At 69.3% G+C, this 18,729-nt stretch carries 13 protein-coding genes; 3 read left to right on the forward strand and 10 right to left on the reverse strand.

From position 1 onward, the window contains the following. Window positions 1–46 precede the first annotated feature (46 nt). The 5 genes from BLV63_RS13560 to BLV63_RS13580 form a co-directional block, all read right to left on the reverse strand. The gene (locus BLV63_RS13560) at window positions 47–892 is read right to left on the reverse strand and encodes a DeoR/GlpR family DNA-binding transcription regulator (protein WP_066215117.1); all 846 of its coding nucleotides are present in this window, start codon (window positions 890–892) and stop codon (window positions 47–49) included. Continuing rightward, window positions 889–1,737: a class II fructose-bisphosphate aldolase gene (locus BLV63_RS13565; RefSeq protein WP_066215113.1), complete on the reverse strand. Its 849-nt coding sequence runs from the start codon at window positions 1,735–1,737 to the stop codon at window positions 889–891. Before BLV63_RS13565 ends, BLV63_RS13560 begins: the two co-directional genes overlap by 4 nt. Beyond that, window positions 1,734–2,720, reverse strand: coding sequence for a 1-phosphofructokinase family hexose kinase (locus BLV63_RS13570; RefSeq protein ID WP_254780560.1), 987 nt, complete (start codon window positions 2,718–2,720; stop codon window positions 1,734–1,736). Before BLV63_RS13570 ends, BLV63_RS13565 begins: the two co-directional genes overlap by 4 nt. Next, window positions 2,717–3,646: an ROK family protein gene (locus tag BLV63_RS13575; RefSeq protein ID WP_066215112.1), complete on the reverse strand. Its 930-nt coding sequence runs from the start codon at window positions 3,644–3,646 to the stop codon at window positions 2,717–2,719. The genes BLV63_RS13570 and BLV63_RS13575 overlap by 4 nt, the downstream gene beginning before the upstream one ends. Window positions 3,647–3,760: 114 nt before the next feature. Beyond that, the gene (locus BLV63_RS13580; RefSeq protein ID WP_066215109.1) at window positions 3,761–4,675 is read right to left on the reverse strand and encodes an SIS domain-containing protein; all 915 of its coding nucleotides are present in this window, start codon (window positions 4,673–4,675) and stop codon (window positions 3,761–3,763) included. A gap of 501 nt (window positions 4,676–5,176) precedes the next feature. Here BLV63_RS13580 and BLV63_RS13585 point away from each other — a divergent pair. Next, window positions 5,177–9,568 carry an endo-alpha-N-acetylgalactosaminidase family protein gene (locus BLV63_RS13585; RefSeq protein ID WP_066215107.1) on the forward strand — a complete coding sequence of 1,464 codons (4,392 nt, stop codon included), beginning with the start codon at window positions 5,177–5,179 and terminating at the stop codon, window positions 9,566–9,568. Window positions 9,569–9,675: 107 nt separating this feature from the next. On the opposite strand, the gene hutI is transcribed toward BLV63_RS13585, so the two are convergent. From hutI to tdh, 3 genes are all read right to left on the reverse strand, one after another. Beyond that, a complete protein-coding gene (hutI, locus tag BLV63_RS13590; protein ID WP_066215377.1) occupies window positions 9,676–10,881 on the reverse strand; it encodes an imidazolonepropionase in 1,206 nt (401 codons plus the stop codon). Between the two features lie 188 nt (window positions 10,882–11,069). After that, window positions 11,070–12,284, reverse strand: a complete 1,215-nt coding sequence (locus tag BLV63_RS13595; protein ID WP_066215105.1) for a glycine C-acetyltransferase — start codon at window positions 12,282–12,284, stop codon at window positions 11,070–11,072. A 143-nt stretch (window positions 12,285–12,427) separates the two neighbouring features. After that, complete coding sequence (gene tdh / locus BLV63_RS13600; protein WP_066215375.1) at window positions 12,428–13,474, reverse strand: L-threonine 3-dehydrogenase; 1,047 nt, start codon at window positions 13,472–13,474, stop codon at window positions 12,428–12,430. Window positions 13,475–13,654: 180 nt separating this feature from the next. Here tdh and BLV63_RS13605 point away from each other — a divergent pair, with 180 nt between their 5' ends. Together BLV63_RS13605 and BLV63_RS13610 are read left to right on the forward strand one after the other, a co-directional pair. After that, window positions 13,655–14,992, forward strand: a complete 1,338-nt coding sequence (locus tag BLV63_RS13605; RefSeq protein ID WP_066215103.1) for an amidohydrolase family protein — start codon at window positions 13,655–13,657, stop codon at window positions 14,990–14,992. A 324-nt stretch (window positions 14,993–15,316) separates the two neighbouring features. Then, window positions 15,317–16,234: a LysR family transcriptional regulator gene (locus BLV63_RS13610; protein WP_066215101.1), complete on the forward strand. Its 918-nt coding sequence runs from the start codon at window positions 15,317–15,319 to the stop codon at window positions 16,232–16,234. 129 nt (window positions 16,235–16,363) lie between these two features. Here the strand turns inward: BLV63_RS13610 and BLV63_RS13615 are convergent, their stop codons facing one another. Together BLV63_RS13615 and BLV63_RS13620 are read right to left on the reverse strand one after the other, a co-directional pair. After that, entirely contained in the window at window positions 16,364–17,533 is a 1,170-nt protein-coding gene (locus BLV63_RS13615) for a Gfo/Idh/MocA family protein (protein ID WP_066215099.1), read from the reverse strand. A gap of 65 nt (window positions 17,534–17,598) precedes the next feature. After that, entirely contained in the window at window positions 17,599–18,657 is a 1,059-nt protein-coding gene (locus BLV63_RS13620; RefSeq protein WP_066215097.1) for a LacI family DNA-binding transcriptional regulator, read from the reverse strand. Window positions 18,658–18,729: the final 72 nt, after the last annotated feature.

The raw sequence follows: 18,729 nt of genomic DNA on the forward strand, positions 1-18,729 counted from the left end.
TCCGCAACGGGCCCGGGACGAACCGGAGTCCGAGGCCGGCCCGGCCCTAGTGCGCCGGTTCCTCGTCGGACGGGACCGTGGACGCGTGCCGGTGATCCGCGACGCCGTCCCGGGCCACGAGGACCTTGGTCCCGCGGTCCTGGAATGCCTTGAGATCCTTGGCGGAGATCCCCTCATCCGTGATGAGGTTGCGCATCTGGAAGCCGTGCATCGTGGCGAAGGCCCTCTTGCCGATCTTCGAGGAGTCGGCCAGGATGTAGCCCTCCAGCGCCCGCTTGGCCATGAGGGAGTTCACCTGGGCTTCGCCCTCGTCGTTGATGGTGGGGCCGAGGATCGGATCCACCCCGTTGACACCGATGAACGCGATGTCCAAAGCGACCTTCTGCATGATGGTGTCCGTGAACGGTCCCACGAGTTCGTAGGACCGCGGATTCAGGATGCCGCCCGTGACCATGATCTTGATGTTCGGGCGCACGGCGAGCTGCGACGCGATGTTGATGGCGTTCGTGACCACGGTCAGCGTGGGCCGGTTGGACGGGGCGTTGAGGTCGTCGCGGGTGGCCAGGACCTGTGCCAGGGCCGTGCTCGTGGTGCCGCCGCCCAGGCCCACCACCATGTACGGCTCCACCAGCGAGGATGCGGCGAGGGCGATCTGCTGCTTCGCCTCGGCGTTGTCATCGCGGTTGTAGCGGCCGGGCAGATCGTAGGAGACGGAGCCCGTGGTGGCGCCGCCGCGGGTGCGGCTCAGGAGGCGCTGCTTGGCCAGCGAGTCCAGGTCACGCCGAGCCGTGGCGGGAGAGACCCCCAGCTGGGTGACGATGTCCTCCACCTCGATCTGGCCACGCTCGGCCAGGAGGTCGAGGATCGCCGTCAATCGGTCTGTCCGGTTCATGAAGTACGCTCCGCAGTGTCGAAGAGAGTCAGAAGCCGGGCCACTTCTGGAATCAGTGCGGCCCGCCCTGCCCCCAGGTATTTCCGGGAATCCACAATATCCGGATGAGCTTCAAGGTACTCGCGCACAGCCCGTGTGAAGAAACCATTAAGGTGTGTCGACACGTTGATCTTCGTCATGCCCGCACGGATCGCCGCCTGGATGTTCTCGTCGGAGACGCCGGAGGAGCCGTGCAGCACGAGGGGGACGTCGAGCGCCGCGTGGAGGGCCGCGATGCGCTCCAGGTTCAGCTGGGCGTCGCGGTTCGTCATCGCGTGGGAGGATCCGACGGCGACGGCGAGGGCGTCGACGCCGGTGGCGGCCACGAAGTCCCGGGCCTCCTGCGGGTCGGTCAGCACGCCGGGAGCGTGGGCCCCGTCCTTCCCTCCGACCTTGCCGAGCTCCGCCTCGACGTAGACGCCTGCGGCGTGTGCGTACTCCCGCACCCGCGCGGTCGAGGCGACGTTCTCCTCGTAGTCGAGGTGCGCGCCGTCGTACATGATGGACCCGAACCCGAGGTCGACCGCCTGCCGCGCCAGATCCTCACTCTCGGCGTGGTCCAGGTGCACGGCGAGGTCGACGCCGGCGGCGCGGGCCGCGGACAGCGTCGCGAGCGCGATGGGCTCCAGGCCGCCGTGGTACTTCGCGCAGTTCTCGGAGATCTGGAGGATGAGCGGCAGGCCCGCCTGCTCGGCGCCCGCGATGAGGCCTTCCACGGTCTCCAGATGGATGACGTTGAACGCCCCCTGACCGCTCCCCCGCCCTGTGGCGCGGTCCATGATGGTGCGGGTGCTGACCAGGCTCATGCAAGTTCCTCCAGGGTGATGATCAGGTGTTGTTCCAGTTCGGTGTGCCGGGGCGAGATCTCGCCCGCTCCGGGCATCAGGACCGCGGCCGCCGACCAGGAGGTGGCGCGCCGCAGCAGGTCTTCGGGGTCGTCCATGCCCTCGGCGAGCGCCGTCGCCAGGGCGGACACCGCGGCGTCCCCCGCGCCGGTCGGATTGCCGCGGAGAGGTTCCGCGAGCCGGGCCCGCCAGCAATGCCGGGGGTGGTCCGCGGAGAAGAGCCGCATGCCTTCGCTGCCGGAGCTCACCACGACCGTGCGGGCGCCCAGCTCCAGGAGCCGACGCGCCGCGGTCGGGAGGTCGTCGCCGTCGAACGCTTCGAGCAGTTCGTGGTGATTGGGCTTCAGCACATCGGCGCCGGCGCGCGCGGCGGCCAGGATGCCGGGGCCCGAGGTGTCGATGATGGCCGGGACGCCGTGCTGGTGCGCGAGCGTCACCAGGGCCGGGTAGAAATCACCGGGCGCCCCGGGCGGCAGGCTGCCGGATCCCACCAGGACCGCCGCGTCCTGCAGGGAGTCGACGACGGCGGCCGCGAGCCGCTGCCAGTCGGCGGCGGCCAGGGCGTGCCCGCTTTCGTTGAAGATGGTCGTGTCGCCGAGGAACTCCTCGACGAAGGCCATGCTGCGACGGGTCTCGGCCTCGACCGGGACCAGCCGGTGCGGGACCCCGCTGGCTTCCAGCTCGGCGGCGAAGACGTCCCCCGTGGCGCCGCCGACCGGGGCGATGGCCAGCGTCGTGCGGCCCTGCTGATGGGCGACCCGCGAGACGTTGAGCCCCTTGCCTCCTGCACGGGCCAAGGGAGGCGCGACACGGTGGCTGGCCCCGTGCTCGATCCGCTCCAGGAAGTAACTGGTGTCGAGCGCCGGGTTCGGGGTGACGGTGACGACGCGGCCCGGCGAGGGCTGCGGGTCCGGGGTGTCCGGTGCCAGGGTCGTGTCGCTCACGGCAGCCGCACCTCCAGGAGACGGGCGCGTGCTTTCAGCGCCGAGCCGAGCATCCCGGCGTCCTGGCCGAGGGACGCGGCGCGGATGACCGGGCGGCGCTGGAAGTCGAGGGCGTGATCCACCGCGTGGCGGAGCGGATCCAGCAGGGCCTCCCCGGCGGCGGAGAGCCCGCCGCCGATCACGACGGCTTCCGTCCCCAGGATCGAGACGCATTGGCAGATGCTGAACGCGAGCGCCTCCACGGCCTCGTTCCAGATCTTGAGGGCTTCGGGCTCGCCCGTGAGCGCCCGGTCCAGGACTTCACGCGCGCCGTCCACCGGGGTGCCCGTCAAGCGGACATAGCGCTTGGCGATGGCCCCGGCGCTGCCGACGGATTCCAGGATGACGCTGCCTTGGCCCTCGGGGTCCGGCACCATCGAATGCCCGATCTCGCCCGCGAAACCACCGGCCGAGACGGCGCGGCCACCCGTGAAAATCGCGGCGGCGATCCCGGTCCCCACCACCATGACCATGGCGTCCTGGAATTCGCGGGCGGCGCCGAGCTCCATCTCGGCCGCCCCAGCGCTGGAGACATCGTGGCCGAAGGCGACCGGCATGCCGAGCATCTCCTCCGCCCGCTCGCGGAACGGGAAGTTCCGCCAGCCCAGATTGGCCGAGTAGATGCCGATCCCGTGAGCCTCATCCACGAGGCCGGGCACCGTGATGCCGACCGCTTCGAACGTCCCGACCGGGTACTGCCGGCTGTAGTCGGCGAAGAGTTCGGCGATCCGTTCCAGGATCGCCTCCCCCGGACGGTCCGGGTCCAGCGGCGTCTTGTGCCGTCGAAGAGCGAGCACCGAGCCCGCGGCGTTGACGACCCCGGACTTCATGTCCGTGCCGCCCACGTCGAAGGCGAGTACCCCTGCGTCCGCGAATCCCAGTGCCATGCTTCCTGCCCGTCCGTCTACTGACCGTACTATCCTGCTGTTGATGCGTGGCGGCCCCTGAAGGCCGGTCCCATGGCCCGCGCACCGAAGTGCGCGGGCCGTGAAACTCAGGCCTCAGGCCTCGTCGAGGATGACCGACCGCGTGAGGTTGCGCGGCAGGTCCGGATTCAGACCACGGACGCGGGCGCGTTCCAGCGTCACCCGGTGCACCCGGGCCAGATCCGCGAGGGGGTGCAGGCCCGAGGTGATGTACAGCGCGCCGGTCTTGGCGACGTCGGCGGCCAGGCCTTCCGGCTCCTCGCCGAACAGCCAGGTGACACGATTCGGGGCGGCGATGGAGATCGGGCCGTGGCGGTACTCCATGGCCGGGTAGGACTCGGTCCAGCCCTGCACGGCCTCGCGCATCTTCAGGCCGGCCTCATGCGCCAGGCCCACGGTCCAGCCGCGGCCGAGGAAGGTGAACTGCTCGGCGTCGAGGAGTTCCTGGGACACCGGGGCGCTCACGGCGTCCTTCGCCTGCTCGATCGCCACGTCGAAGCTCTCCCCCAGGCTCGTCAGCAGGTACACGAGGGCGGTGGTGGCGAAGCGGGTCTGCACCACCGACTGCTCGTCCGCGTACGGAAGGCCGATGACGACGTCGGCGAGATCCACGATCGGCGAATTGATGTCGCCGATGAGCGCGATCGTGCGGACCTTGCCTTTGAGCTGCGCCAGGACTTCCAGCACCTCGGTGGTGGTGCCGGAGCGGGTGATCGCGACGACGGCGTCATAGCCGCGCTCCGGGCTGTTGCTGTTCAGGAACGCCTCCGACGCTGCGAAGGCGTCCGTGACGCCGTGGCCTGCCGCTTCGCGAGCGGTGGCGTAGCTCTGCGCCATGAACCAGGAGGTGCCGCAGCCGATGACGGCGATCTTCTGGCCCTTGGCCGGCAGCAGCCCTTCCTCCCGGCTCTGCGCCTGCGCCTGCGCCCAGACCTGGGGCTGCGAGCTGAGTTCCTCGTCCATGTAGGCGCCGAGCACGGGCTCCGTCATCGTTGACTCCTTCTCTGTGGTGTCTCTGTGGTGATCGTCGGTCGGGACGAACCCCGGCATGAGTGGTAATCACCCCACTCATGATCAAACATGCGTGGACCGGGGTTCAATCAATCAGTTTTACGCTACTGCATCACCGCCCAAACGTCCACAGAACGCGCATAACGTTTCATTCCTCGGTCATGGAATTTCCGGCCCGATCCCGCGGATCCACGGGGCTGGGGGGTGCTCGACGAGCCCGCCCCCGCTTCCCTGAGGAAGAAGCGCGACCGGCGCCCGACGCCGAGAGACTCCGTCGTGACGTCGATGATCACTCTGCAAGCGCCCTGCCGAGAGGTGCGCGAAGGTAAGCATCTGATGTGCAAATCGATCAGAACATGTCACAAACCCCTTGTGATCTGTCGCACATTGAACAATAGTTACCATTACCGCACTTTTTCGCTCAGAGAGGAGCATCCCTTGAGGATTCACAGACCCACGCGGCGGGGCATGGCCTGGTGCATGGCAGGGGCACTGGCACTCCCCCTCACCGGGCTGGCCGGGAGCCTGCCCGCCTGGGGTGACGCGCCGTCGTCCGCCCCCGCGCAGGCGGCCATCGCCCCCTCCGCCAAGACCAGACCGCCCACCCCGGGCAAGGACCAGGAGGTCCTGGTCACCGGGAAGCTGGCCGCGGTCGTGTCCACGACATTCCCCCAGGTCATCAGCTATCTGGACCGCGACGGCGGCGGCACCCTCGCCGGCACGCGGCAGGCGCTCAGCACGCTGAAGATCAACGGCACGGAGCAGAGCGCCACGGTCACCTCGCGCAAGACCGACGACACCACCATGACTTACACGCTCACGGTGCCCGGGCTGCCCGGCGTCGCGCTGGATGCGTCCCTCGCTCTCCAGCGGAACGCCCTCACCTTCCGCATCACGGCCATCCGGGACACGGCGGAGAACAGGGTGTCCACCGTCGAGATCCCGGGTCTCAAGCTCGTCACCGTGACCTCGGCGGAACCCGGGGCGCAGCTCGCCACCACGCGTCTCTCCACCAACCGCAACGCCACCGGTGACACCTTCACCCCCGTCACGGCCACCACGCCTGTCGATGCGAAGCCCAAGGGCTCCGCCTACGCTCTGGCGGGCACGGCGAAACTGGCCGCCGCCGTCGAGAGCAACTCGCTGTACGACGCATCCTCCGGGCCCGCCAACCTCGACGGCAGCCGCTTCTTCAGCCAGGTCACCGCGGCGCCCGACGGCGGCCGTGAGGCCTCGATCGCGAGTGGCGCCTGGCTCTACCGCGCCGCCGGCTCCAGCGCCACCGAGGAGCTCCCGTGGGCCAAGGTCGCGATCACCGCCGACGCCAACGCGGACCATCAGGTCGACTGGCAGGACGCCGCGATCGCGCTGCGCTCCATCGCCGTCCGCCCGAACAAGGGCGACCAGACCGCGGACAACGTCATCACGCACATCCCCTTCAACTTCGCCTCCCAGGCCACGCACCCGTTCCTGCGCACCCTCGACGACGTCAAGCGCATCTCCCTGGCCACCGACGGCCTGGGCCAGGTCGCCATGCTCAAGGGCTACACCTCTGAGGGCCACGACTCCGCCAACACGGACTACGGGAACAACTTCAACGAACGGGCGGGCGGGCTGAAAGACCTCAACACGCTCGCCTCGGAGAGCGCCCGGTGGAACGCCAGGATCGGTGTCCACGTCAACGCCACCGAGATCTACCCCGAGGCCAAGTCCTTCAGCGAGGACCTGCTCACTGCCGACAAGAGCAAGGGCTGGAACTGGCTCGACCAGTCCTACGGGATCAATCAGCGCGCGGACATCAACACCGGCAAGCTCGCCACCCGCATCAAGGAACTCCGCGACGCCACGGACAAGAACCTGGACTTCGTGTACGTGGACGTCTACTACTCCTACGGCTGGGTCGCTCAGAAGATCCAGGACGAACTCGTGAAGAACGGGTTCCGTGTGGGCTCCGAATGGGCGTACTCCCTGAACCGCAACAACACCTGGTCCCACTGGGCGAATGACGAGAAGTACGGCGGCACGGACAACAAGGGCATCAACTCCCAGATCCTGCGCTTCGTGAACAACAGCCAGGCCGACGTCTGGAACCCGGACGTCCGCCTCGGCGGCAGCCACATCGTCGAATTCGAAGGCTGGACCGGCCAGAACGACTACAACGCCTTCACCAAGAACGTGTGGGAATCCAATCTGCCCACCAAGTTCCTCCAGCACCACGAGATCATGCGCTGGACCCCGGACAGCGTCGACCTCAGCGACGGCGTCTCGGTCACCGGCGCCACGGCCGCCGACCGCACGATCACGGCGGACGGCGTCACCGTCCTGAAGGGCCGTGACTACCTGCTGCCCTGGTCCTCCAAGGACAACGGCAAGGCCGACAAGCTGTACCACTACAGCGCCGCCGGCGGCTCCACCACCTGGTCGCTCGGCAAGGGCTTCGCCAACGCCCGCGAGCTGAGCGTCTACAAGCTCGGTGACAACGGACGGACGCTCGTCACCACCGTGCCCGTGGTGAATGGCCAGGTCACGCTCACCGCCGACGCCGGTCAGCCCTATGTGCTTGTGCCGCGCGGCAAGGCGTCGCAGCTGCCCGCCACGGCGCGGTTCGGCTCCGGAACGCCTTTCCAGGACCCAGGCTTCAACGGCTCGGATCTCGCGGCCTGGAACCCGCAGGGCTCCGTCCAGCAGGTGCGGGATGCCAAGGGCCGCCGGTACGCCGAGCTCGGCTCCGGCGCGTCCTCCGTCTCCCAGAAGCTCGGCCGGCTCGAGCCCGGGACCTATTCCGTGAGCGCCTGGGTGGAGATCGAACCGGGCAAGACCCGGGAGACCCGCCTCACCGTCGACACCGGTCAGGGCAAGCCCCAGGAGTACTCCCTGGACCGCTCCACCGCCCGCAATTACGTGGCGGGCGACGAGAAGAACGGCACGTACTTCCAGCGCATCCGCGTGCTCGTGGACCTGCCGCAGGGCGGCCGGCCCACCGTCCGGCTCTCCGCGGGCGACGGCGACGCCAAGGTCAGGGTGGACGACTTCCGGGCGGTGAAAACGGCTCCGGCCCAGGCTGGATCGACGCAGACCGGTTCACCGCAGACCGGCGCCGTGCTCCAGGAGGACTTCGAGAACGTCGACCAAGGCTGGTGGCCCTTCGTGAAGGGCGACGCCGGCGGCACCACTGATCCGCGCACCCACCTGAGCATCCGGAACGCGCCCTTCACCCAGCAGGGCTGGTACCGCAACACCGTGGACAAGACCCTGAACGGGAACTTCTCCCTGGTGGCGCACGAGGAGAACGACGGCCTGGTCTACCGGACCTCCGACTCCACCGTGAAGCTCACCCCCGGCCACCAGTACCGGGTGTCCTTCGACTACCAGAACTCCCTGGCCGATCAGTACAGCTGGGTCTGGGGCTACGACGCCAAGGCGCCGGTCACGGTCGAGAGCAAGCCTCTCCGCGCCCAGACCAAGACCACGCGCTTCGCCCAGGAATTCACCGCCGGCAACTGCGGGCGGTACTTCACCGGTCTGAGCCGCACGGGTTCCTCGGACGGCGCGGACTTCGTGCTGGACGACTTCCTGCTGGAAGACCTGGGCCCCGCCTCGGAGGTTCCGGCCTGCGCCACGGTGTCCGGCAAGCTCGGCGCCGACGTGATCCAGCAGGGCAAGGCCACCGAGTTCACCACGGTGCTGGAGAACAACGAACCCGCGCCCGTGAGCGACGTGGCCGTCAGCCTCCAGCTTCCCGAGGGCTGGACCGCCGAGGCCAAGACCCCGGCCACGACGGCCACCCTCGCCGCCGGCGCGAAGTTCACCACCACGTGGGCCGTCACGGCGCCGGGCAGCGCGGATGGTGGCTACTCCATCGGCATCAAGGGGACCTACCGGACCACCGCGGATCCGCAGGGGCCGCGCACGGCGAGCGCCGCCGTCGCGGTCAAGACGCTGCCGAAACCGCCGCAGCAGGACGTGTACGCGAGCGATCACGAGTGGGTCAGTTCCAGCAACGGCTGGGGTCCCGTGGAGAAGGACCGGTCCAATGGTGAGCAGGGCGCCGGAGACGGCACGCCGATCACGCTCAACGGCGTCGTCTACCCGAAGGGGCTCGGCGCGCACGCACCGTCCACGGTGAAGTACTTCCTCGGCGGGTACTGCACCCGGTTCACGGCGGACGTCGGGATCGACGATGTGCAGAAGAGCCGCGGCTCCGTGGTCTTCAGCGTCGTGGCCGACGGCAAGGTCAAGGCCGTCACCCCGGTGATGCGGCCCGACTCGGCCACCGCGAAGCTGGACGTGGACCTCACGGGCGCCCAGTACGTCGAACTCGTGGCGGATCCCACCGCGGACGGCAACGGCAACGATCACGCGGACTGGGGCGCCGCCCGCTTCAGCTGCTCCGATCAGCGCCACGACGCACCCGCCGCCGAGCTGTCCGGCACGGTCTACGCCTCGGACCTCCCGTGGGTCAGCGAGGAGAACGGCTGGGGGCCGGCCGAACGGGACACCGCCAACGGCGAAGAGAACCCCGGCGACGGCCCGGCCCTGACCCTGGACGGCACCCGGTACGCCAAGGGAATCGGCGTCCACGCGGACTCGTCCGTGGTGCTCGACGTGCAGAAGAAGTGCACGGCCTTCAACGCCCTCGTGGGGGTGGACGACAAGAAACTCGGCAAGGGTCTGCAAGGCTCCGTCGTGTTCGTGGTCCTGGTGGACGGCGCGGAGAAGTTCCGCAGCGCGGTCCTCAGCGCCCCGGACGCGGCGGTCCCCGTGAAGGTCGACGTCACGGGCGCCTCACGCGTCGAGCTGAAGGCCCTGACCAACGGGGACGACGGCGGCGACGACTGGGGTGACTGGGCGGACGCCCGCTTCACCTGCTGAGCTGTTCCCCCCTTACGGCACGCGAGCCGCCAGTAGATGCCCTTATCCTTCGTGGTTTCGGGCATTTACTGGCGGCTCGCGTCGTAGGGAGCGGCTTTTCCGGGACGTCAGACGACCTGCACGCCCGCCTGCCACACGGCGTGGGTGAGCGGCATGCCCGGACGATAGGCCAGGTGCGTCGCGCTGGGAGCGTTCAGGAGGTGCAGATCGGCGCGATGCCCGACGGCGATCGATCCGACCGCACGCCGCCCGTCGACGTCCTCGCCCACCTCGCGGTGCAGGGCCAGGGCGCCGCCGAACGTCGCCGCGCGCACGGCTTCGTGGACGCTGAGGCCCATCTGGAGCACCGCGGTGGTCACGCAGTAGTTCATGGCGCTCGTGTAGCTCGTCCCAGGGTTGAGGTTCGAGGCGATCGCGACCTGGACGCCCGCGTCCAGCAACCGGCGACCCGGGGCGAGGGGCTCCCGCGTGGACAGGTCGCAGGCGGGCAGGCACGTGGCGACCGTACCGCGGGGACCGCGTCCGCCGTCGTACGCCGCCCAGCTGTCCGCGAGCGCGGTGACGTCAGAGTCTTCGAGGTGATTCACGTGGTCGACGCTCGCGGCGCCGAGCTCGACGGCGAGCCTCACTCCGGCGCCCGGGCCGAGCTGGTTGCCGTGCACGCGCAGCCCCAGGCCGGCGGCGGCGCAGGCTTCGAGCACCCGACGGGACTGGGCCTCGTCGAACGCCCCGCGTTCACAGAACACATCGGCCCAGCGGGCATGGGGCGAGACGGCGGTGAGCATCGGCCCGACCACTTCGTCCACATAGGCGTCGGGCTCGGCGCCCTTCGGGACGAGATGCGCTCCGAGGAACGTGACCTCATCGGCCACCTGAGCGGTCACGCGGGCCAGCGCCTCCTCGTGCTCGGTGCTCAGGCCGTAGCCGGTCTTGGCCTCGAGGTACGTGGTGCCGCCGCGCAGGGCCTCGGCACGACGCGCGCGGGCGAGGTCCAGGAGTTCCTCATCGGAGGCCGCCCGCGTGGCGTTCATGGTGACGCCGATGCCGCCGGCGCTGTAGCTCTCCCCCGCCATGCGCGCCTCGAACTCGGCGGTGCGGTCCCCGGCGAACACGAGGTGCGTGTGCGAATCCACCCAGCCGGGCAGCAGCGCGCGGCCCTCGGCGTCGTACACCTCGTCCGCGGCGGGAGCGTCGTCGGCCTGGCCGATCCAGGCGATGCGCTCACCCTCGACGACGACGGCCGCGTTCTTGAGGACCCGGTGCTCGCCGTCCTGGGTCATGAGTTCAGCGATGTTGGTGATCAGGAGGCTCATGGTTCCCATTCTTCCGGGACACGCCCGCCCCGTCCCGGACTCACCCTCACCCGTGTCCGGTATCCCGGACCAGCCGCACCCCCTTTAACGATCGACTGCTCCATACGATGTCGAAATCTCCCGAAATCCCGGGGAAACGACATCCTACGGAGCAGTCGATGGGTGGTGAGGTGAGGAAAAGGCGCGGGTCAGGAAGCCTCGGCCCGGGCCGCCACGAACGCCTGGACGCACGCTTCGACGTCCTCGGCGCTGTGCCGCGCGGAGAGCTGCACGCGGATGCGGGCCGCACCGCGGGGCACCACGGGGAAGCTGAAGGCGGTCACGAACACGCCGTGTTCCAGCATCGCCGAGGCCACCTTCGCGGCGAGGACGGCGTCGTGGAACATGACGGGGATGATCGCGTGCTCGCCGTCGAGCAGTTCGAAGCCCTCCTCCTGCATCCGACGGCGGAACAGCGCGGCGTTCTCGAAGAGCTTCTCGCGGAGCTCCCCGGAGTCGCGCACGAGTTCCAGAGCCTTGAGCGTCGCGGCGACGATGGCCGGGGCGAGCGAGTTGGAGAACAGGTACGGACGGGCCTTCTGGCGCAGCATCGCGACGATCTCGGACCGGCCGGAGACGTAGCCGCCGGACGCGCCGCCCAGCGCCTTGCCGAAGGTGCCCGTGTAGATGTCCACCCGGTCGCTGACGCCGGCGTGTTCGGGGGTGCCGGCGCCCGTCGGACCCATGAAGCCGACGGCGTGCGAATCGTCCACCATGACGAGCGCGCCGTACTTGTCCGCCAGATCGCAGATGTCGCGGAGCGGGGCGAGGTAGCCGTCCATCGAAAAGACGCCGTCCGTCACGATGACCACGCGGCGCGCGGCCGGCTGCCCGGGCGCGTCCGACGTCGCCTCGCGGAGCTTGGCCTCCAGGTCCGCCATGTCCTGGTTCGCGTAGCGGAAGCGGCGGGCCTTGGAGAGGCGGATGCCGTCGATGATCGAGGCGTGGTTCAGGGCGTCGGAGACGATCGCGTCCTCCGGGCCGAAGAGCGATTCGAAGACGCCGCCGTTGGCGTCGAAGCAGCTCGAGAACAGGATCGTGTCCTCGGTGCCGAGGAAGCGGGAGACCTGGCGCTCGAGTTCCAGGTGCAGATCCTGGGTGCCGCAGATGAAACGGACGCTCGCCATGCCGAAGCCGTGGCTGTCCATGGCGTCCTTGGCCGCGGCGATGATCTCCGGGTGATCCGCGAGACCCAGGTAGTTGTTCGCGCAGAAGTTGAGCACCTCGCGGGTGGGCTGTCCGAGCGGGCCGGCGGTGATCCGGTTGGACTGCGCCGAGGTGATGTTGCGCTCTTCCTTGAAGAGGCCGGCAGTGCGGAGGTCGTCGAGCTCCGTGGCGAGCTGGTCCTTGATGAGGCCGTACATGATGGTCCTTTCGGCGGTGCCCGCGGGGTGGGCGCCCCTTGCGAGCTTACGAGGGTGAGGTGCGTGCGGGAAGGCCCGGTCCGCGGTGGACGACGACGCGCGGAAGCCGCCGCGCGCCGTCGTCCTCAATCAGCGGTGGGCTGTCAGAGGGTGCGCCAGTCGAGCACGACCTTGCCGCCGTGCCCGCCGCGCGCCGCCTCGAAGCCCTTCTCCCACTCCGTGGCAGGCAGGACGTCGGTGATGACGGCGGAGATGTTCCGGTGCAGCACCGGGTTGGAGGAGAGCATGGCGCTCATGGCGTACCAGGTCTCGAACATCTCGCGCCCGTAGATGCCCTTCAGGGTCAGCATGTGGGTGACGACCTTGCCCCAGTCGATGTCGATCGACTGGCTCGGCAGGCCGAGCATGGCGATCCGGCCACCGTGGTTCATGTTCTCGATCATCTCGGGCAGCGCCGTCGGGTGTCCCGACATCTCCAGTCCGATGTCGAAGCCTTCGCGCATGCCGAGTTCCCGCTGCGCGTCACTGATGCGGGTGGTGGAGACGTCGACGGCGAGGTCGACGCCCAGGGAGCGGGCCAGTTCGAGGCGGCTCGGCGAGACGTCGGTGATGGCGATCTTGCGGGCCCCGGCGTGCCGGGCGACCGCGATGGCCATGAGGCCGATGGGGCCGGCGCCGGTGATGAGCACGTCCTCGCCGACGAGCGGGAAGCTCAGGGCGGTGTGCACGGCGTTGCCGAAGGGGTCGAAGATGGCTCCGAGTTCCGGGGTGACGCTGGGGTCGTGGTGGACCCAGACGTTTTCCTCCGGGATGACGACGTACTCGGCGAACGCGCCGTCACGCTGCACCCCCACGCTGGAGGTGCGGATGCACATCTGGCGGCGGCCGGCGCGGCAGTTGCGGCAAATGCCGCAGACCACGTGGCCTTCACCGGAGACGCGGTCCCCCACCTTGACGTCCCGGACGTCCTCGCCGATCTCCACGACCTCGCCGTAGAACTCGTGGCCCGCGACGAGCGGAGCGTTGATGGTGCTCGCGGCCCAGGCGTCCCAGGACTGGATGTGCAGGTCGGTGCCGCAGATGCCGGTGGTGTGCACGCGGATCTTCACGTCCCCGGCGCCGGTGCCGGGTTCGGGGCGGTCCACGAGTTCGAAGCCGGGCTGTGCCCCGGACTTGTACAGAGCCTTCATGAGTCCCATTACAAGCTGTCCAAAGGCTTAGAACAAGCTCAAGTATCTCATTCCTGAATTAAGCAATCACTTAACTGTTTTAGGAGGGACTGGCGGGAACTCGTCACCATGACGTAACTTTGGTATTCCAAACTTAGTGAGCAGCGCCACACTCACGCCCTTCCCCGAGGAGACTCCCCCATGTGCACCCATGATCACGACAGCGTCGTCCAGCCGCCCAGCAACCTCCCCCGGCGGGGCGTCCTCGCCGGGGCGGCGGCCCTCGCGGGCATCACCGCAGCGGGCATCGCGGCACAGCTGGCGACAGCTCCCGCGGCCCAGGCTTCCGACCGTCCTGCCGCTCCCGCATACCGAGGACGCCCTGCGACGCCGGGCGCCGTGATCATCGAGGGCGGCACCGTCGTCGATCCGCTCACCGGTGGCGCGATCGAGGACGGCGTCCTGGTGCTCGACGGCGGCAAGGTCACCGCCGTCGGAAATCGGGATACCACTCGGCGGGCCGTGGCCGCCGTCGCCCGCCGCGCTCAGCGCCTCCAGGCGCACGGGCGCTGGGTGGTCCCCGGTCTGGTCGACGCCCACGTCCACGCCAACGGCCTGGAGGACGTCCGGCTCCACCTGCGGAACGGGACCACGAGCGTCCGGAGCGGCAGCAGCAGCTTCTACCAGGACGTGGCTCTCGCCGCGCTGCCGGAATGGGCGCCGGGCCTGTCCCCGCGGATGCTCGCCGCCGGCCTGTTCGTCTCGCCGGACCAGGGCGATTCCATCCTCGCCGACCCGGATCTGGCGCCCTTGGCCGGGCTGAAGAACGGCATCAGGGACGTCCAGGATCTGGCGTACTTCACGAAGGTCAACCTGGCCCGCGGCGCGCGGGTGATCAAGACCCGCGCCAATCCCCGGGCGGGCATCCCCGAGCAGGATCCGCGGGAACTCGTCTACGGGCGCGAGCAGATCGCAGCGATCGTCAAGGCCGCCCGCGGCGCCGGGGTGTTGTGCCACGCCTACAGTGCCGAGGGCATCGACGGCGCCGTGCGGGGCGGTGTGAAGAGCATCGAGCACGGCGTGTACCTGACGGAGGCCACCATCGCGGAGATGGTGCGCCGCGGCACGTACTTCACGCCCACGCTCCAGGCCGTGGACAGCATGGCGACGGACCCGAACCCGATCCTGGCCGCCCGCGGCAAGGAGTACACGCCCATCCACCAGGCCGCCGTCCGCGCGGCCCACGAGGCGGGCGTGACGATCGTGGCCGGCACCGATTCCTTCGGCACCGACGTCACGCCGCTGGGCACCGAGGTGCGCCGCCTGCACGAGGCGGGGCTGTCCACGCTGGAATCCCTCCGCGCCGCGACCACCTACTCGGCGCGCCTCCTGGGCCTGGAAGGGAAAGCCGGAAGGTTCACCATGGGCGGCTTCGCCGACGCGGTGGTCGTGGACGCCGACCCGCTCAGCGACGGCACGGCCCTGGAGAAGGTCAACACGGTCGTGGCGCAGGGGGTCGTGGTCCGGAACGGTCTCTGAGGCGGGGCGGGGTCGCTCCTGCCCTGACCTCGCTATCCACGGGCCGACCTAGCTATCCGGCACACTTGTCCGGGTGAACTCGCTATCCAGGGGCCGAACACGCTACTGACGGTCGCGATCTCAGACTCGGGATAGCGAGTTCGGGCCCAATCGGCGACCGGTCTCGCCCCTCAAGCCGCTGAGTCCGCTATCCAGGGCGTGAGTTCGCCACATGATGTAGCGAACTCACCCCACCGATAGCGGACTCAGCCGGGTCAAGCTCTACCGAAGCAACAACACTTCAGCATTCCTTCATCGTCATACTGGACGATTTAGGATGTGCTCATGGATATCCGTCAGCTTCAGGTCCTGCGGGAACTCGGCGAACTCGGCAGCGTCAAAGCGGTCGCGGAGACTCTGATGGTCACGCCGTCGGCCGTGTCGCAGCAGCTCATGCTCCTGCAGCGCAGCGTGAAGGTTCCCCTCACGCGCAAGGACGGCCGCACCCTGGTGCTCACCGAGGCCGGCGAGGTGCTCGCGGGTGCGGGGGCCGCCGTCGTCGCGGCGATGGCACAGGCGCGCGCGGCGATCGACGCGTTCCAGGAGGCTCCCGACGCATCCGTCACCGTGAGCGGCTTCCACTCCGCGGGCCAGGCGCTGTTCGCCCCGCTGGCGCGGGCGCTCTCCGGCGAGGGCCAGCCGAGGGTCCGGTTCACCGACGAGGACGTGGCGCAGCAGGACTTCCCCGCGCTGACGGCCCGGCACGACCTCGTCCTGGCCCACCGGATGGAGCACAGCCCGCCGTGGCCACGGGACCGGGTCGCGGTGATCGAGCTGACCCGCGAGCCGCTGGATGTCGCGCTGCCGGCGGGTCACCCTCTCGCGAGCCACGAGGAGCTCACCGCCGCCGACGTGGCGGGAGAACCGTGGGTCACGAGTCGCCCGGGCTACTCCCCGGACGACGTCCTCACAGCGGTGGCGGCGCTAGCCAGCACACCCCTGGAGATCGTGCACCGCATCAACGACTACTCGACCGTCGCAGCCCTGGTCGCCGACGGCGGCGTGCTGGGCCTGCTTCCTCGGTACACCTCACGCGCGGCTCTGGGCCAGTCGCTGCCGGAAGGGATCGTGCTGCGGCCGCTGCAGGGCCTGGACACCCGGCGGTGCATCGACCTCCTGGCCCGGCCCGAAGCCCTGGAACGGCGCAGCGTCCGGCGCGTCGCCGAGGCGTTCCGCGAGGTCATGGGGGCGCTGGTCGGCTGAGGGCGGGCCGGCACATGAGCCGCCCCGCCCAGTCCGCCGGCCCCCTCGAGAGCTTGCGTGCTCAGTTGTTGCGGGTGTTCAGAGAAAACACCCGCAACAACTGAGCACACAACGCCTGCAGAGAAGGCGTCAGGCCGTCTGACCCCGTTCGAAGTACTCCACCAGTTCCGGGTCGAGCGGCGGGACCGGCAATGCGGAACCGTCACCCCGCAGCGATTCGGCAGCGAGGATTCCCGCCGCCACCGCCTGACGTGCCGCCACCGGAGAGGTCTGGGTCTGACCGCCGTCGCGCACGAACCGCAGGAACTCCCCGATCAGGAGCGGATCCGCGCCGCCGTGGCCGCCGTCGCCGTCGAGGATCTCCACTTCGAGGTCCGGCTCCGCGAATCCGTAGCTGGAGCGCGTGTTCCAGACCTTGATGGTCTCCCCCGGCCCGTCACCGAAGTTCTCCAGACGCCCCTCCGTGCCGATCACGGTGTAGCTGCGCCAGTAGTCCGGCGTGAAATGGCACTGCTCGTAGGAGGCGAGCACGCCGTTGTCGAGCACCATGTTCATCATGGAGATGTCCTCGACGTCGATCTCCTCGGCGAGGTCCGTCTGCGCCGCGGGCGGCCAGTTGTCCACGGAGAACCAGTCCCCCATGCGCCGGTCGGAATTGTCCCGGCGGCTCGCGACCTCGCCGTAGACCGCGAGCTTGCCGATCGCCGACACCCGCGCCGTGTACCCGCCGGCGAGCCAGTGGATCACGTCCAGATCATGAGCGCCCTTCTGGAGCAGGAGGGTGTTCACATTCCGGCGCTGTGCGTGCCAGTCCTTGAAGTAGTAGTCCCCACCGTTGCCCACGAAGTGCCGGCACCACACGGCTTTGACCTCGCCGATCAGCCCCTGCTTGATGAGGTCCCGCATCTGCGTGACCACCGGCATGTGCCGCATGTTGTGGCCGACGTACAGCCGGGTGCCGGTCTCGCGCGCCGTCGTGAGGATCGAGTCGGCCGCCTCCAGCGAGATGTCCAGCGGCTTCTCGCAGAACGTCGCGATCCCGGCCTTGAGCGTCTGCACCGCGACAGCGGCGTGCTGGCTGTCCGGGGTCAGGACCAGGACGGCGTCGACGCCGGAGTCCAGCACGTCCTGCAGGTCGCCGGTCACCGTCACGTCGGGCAGAGCCCTGGCGGCATCCGCCCGGCCCCGTTCGCTCGTGTCGCAGACGATGGTGACGCGCGATCCTTCGCCGGGCTTGTGAGCGTGACGCCACAGGCCGGAGCGCAGGCCGAAGCCGACGACGGCTACGGAGAGATCCATGAGGGTAGTTCCTTTGCTGTTGCCCCGTCCCCCTGGTGAGGGGGCGGGTGATGTCGCCGGTCCGTTCAGACCGGCTTTCCTGTTGATGCGCGTTCCCAGACCTCCCAGGGGAAGTCATGCAGTTCCCCGACGGGTCGCTGGTCCGTGGCGAGCTGCACCATGAGCTCGGCCACGCGGCCCAGCAGATTCCGGGGGCCCACACTGGTGAGCGCCGGGCTGAGCCGTTCGCCGGCCAGGGTGTTGCCCACCCCGGCGATGGCGATGTCCTTGCCGACCACGAGTCCCAGGCTCTGGGCCGCGTGGACGGCGCTGATGGCGATGTAGTCACTGGTGGCGTAGATGGCGCGGGGCCGGTCCTCCGGGGTCAGAAGCTTCAAGGCTCCGGCGTACGCCGACTCCGGGGAGCCGTCGATGTCCGCCACCCGGTTCTCCGGCGCGGTCCTGCCGCGGTCCGCGAGCGCCGAGTGGAACGCCGCGGCACGGCCCCGGTCGGTCCGGGAGGCGCCGGGACCGAGGCACGCGACGTCGTCCCACCCGTCCAGCAGGTGATCGACCAGTTCGCGGCACCCGCGCAGATCATCCGAGCGGACCACGTCGAATCCGTCCGGTTCCACGGTGCTGTCGAAGACCACGAGCTTCAGCCCGCGGCTCGCCAGACCGGCCAGCGCACTGCGCTGCGCCGGCTTCACGGCATCGATGAACACCGCATCCGCCTGGGTGCGTTCCAGTGCGACGTTCCAGTCGTCATCCGCCATGATGAGCGGAGTGAGACCGTGGCTGCGGGCCTGGGCGCTGACCGCCTCGACGACCTCCAGAGACCAGGGGTCCTGGAGCATCGTCATGGAGAGCAGCACGGTCTGCGTCTTGCCGGTCCGCACCGCCCGCGCCGCCTGGTTGGGACGGTACCCGAGTTCTTCGGCCGCGTCCCGCACCCGTCGGGTGGTCTCCTCCTTCACCCCCGGCCCCTTGGAGCCGGAGCCCCGGCCGGAGAGGACGTAGGAGACGGTCGCCGTGGAGACCCCGGCCAGATCGGCCACCATGCGGATGGTGGGACGGACCGCCGCCGGCGAGGCGTTTCCAGCGCCCGTGGAGGTGTCCGTTCCTGCGGCTGTGCGTTCGCTCATGATCTGACCTCTTCCCCCGGGACATCCCGGAACCGACTCGCCCCGCCCATGCGGTGGACCTGCGGCAACTCT

It is taken from the genome of Arthrobacter woluwensis (assembly GCF_900105345.1).
In the GTDB taxonomy this organism is placed as follows: Bacteria; Actinomycetota; Actinomycetes; order Actinomycetales; family Micrococcaceae; genus Arthrobacter_E; species Arthrobacter_E woluwensis.

Excerpts from the sequence above, each read along its gene's own strand:
- BLV63_RS13595 (WP_066215105.1), bottom strand. The coding sequence starts at position 12,284 with ATGTACGGCCTCATCAAGGACCAGCTCGCCACGGAGCTCGACGACCTC.
- BLV63_RS13585 (WP_066215107.1), top strand. The coding sequence starts at position 5,177 with ATGGCAGGGGCACTGGCACTCCCCCTCACCGGGCTGGCCGGGAGCCTG.
- BLV63_RS13580 (WP_066215109.1), bottom strand. The coding sequence starts at position 4,675 with ATGACGGAGCCCGTGCTCGGCGCCTACATGGACGAGGAACTCAGCTCG.
- BLV63_RS13605 (WP_066215103.1), top strand. The coding sequence starts at position 13,655 with ATGTGCACCCATGATCACGACAGCGTCGTCCAGCCGCCCAGCAACCTC.
- BLV63_RS13560 (WP_066215117.1), bottom strand. The coding sequence starts at position 892 with ATGAACCGGACAGACCGATTGACGGCGATCCTCGACCTCCTGGCCGAG.
- BLV63_RS13575 (WP_066215112.1), bottom strand. The coding sequence starts at position 3,646 with ATGGCACTGGGATTCGCGGACGCAGGGGTACTCGCCTTCGACGTGGGC.
- BLV63_RS13610 (WP_066215101.1), top strand. The coding sequence starts at position 15,317 with ATGGATATCCGTCAGCTTCAGGTCCTGCGGGAACTCGGCGAACTCGGC.
- BLV63_RS13615 (WP_066215099.1), bottom strand. The coding sequence starts at position 17,533 with ATGGATCTCTCCGTAGCCGTCGTCGGCTTCGGCCTGCGCTCCGGCCTG.
- tdh (WP_066215375.1), bottom strand. The coding sequence starts at position 13,474 with ATGAAGGCTCTGTACAAGTCCGGGGCACAGCCCGGCTTCGAACTCGTG.
- hutI (WP_066215377.1), bottom strand. The coding sequence starts at position 10,881 with ATGAGCCTCCTGATCACCAACATCGCTGAACTCATGACCCAGGACGGC.
- BLV63_RS13620 (WP_066215097.1), bottom strand. The coding sequence starts at position 18,657 with ATGAGCGAACGCACAGCCGCAGGAACGGACACCTCCACGGGCGCTGGA.
- BLV63_RS13565 (WP_066215113.1), bottom strand. The coding sequence starts at position 1,737 with ATGAGCCTGGTCAGCACCCGCACCATCATGGACCGCGCCACAGGGCGG.